The organism is Pseudomonas sp. AC463, assembly GCF_979253585.1.
In genome coordinates this window covers 1-235 of sequence record NZ_CEEDDZ010001185.1, presented here as the reverse complement: position 1 = coordinate 235, position 235 = coordinate 1, and the positions used below count along the sequence as shown (strand labels likewise).

At 68.1% G+C, this 235-nt stretch carries 1 protein-coding gene; it reads left to right on the top strand.

Annotated features, from left to right (window positions below; all coding sequences use genetic code 11):
- On the top strand, positions 1-235 hold a 235-nt coding region (locus AC0IYH_RS34060), incomplete at both ends, for an aldehyde dehydrogenase family protein (RefSeq protein WP_471838899.1).

The following is a 235-nucleotide window of genomic DNA, read 5'->3' as shown; positions in this document are numbered from 1 at the left end:
CCGATCAGGGCAAGGCACTCGCCGAACACCGCGACATCGATGGGCTGCTGTTCACCGGTTCGGCGCGCACCGGCATCGCGCTCAACCGGCTGTTCGCGACGCGACCGGAGAAGATTCTGGCGCTGGAAATGGGCGGCAACAACCCCATCGTCGTGTGGGACACGCCGGACCTTCACACCGCCGCCGTGCTGGTCGTGCAATCCGCCTTCACCAGCGCCGGCCAGCGCTGCACCGC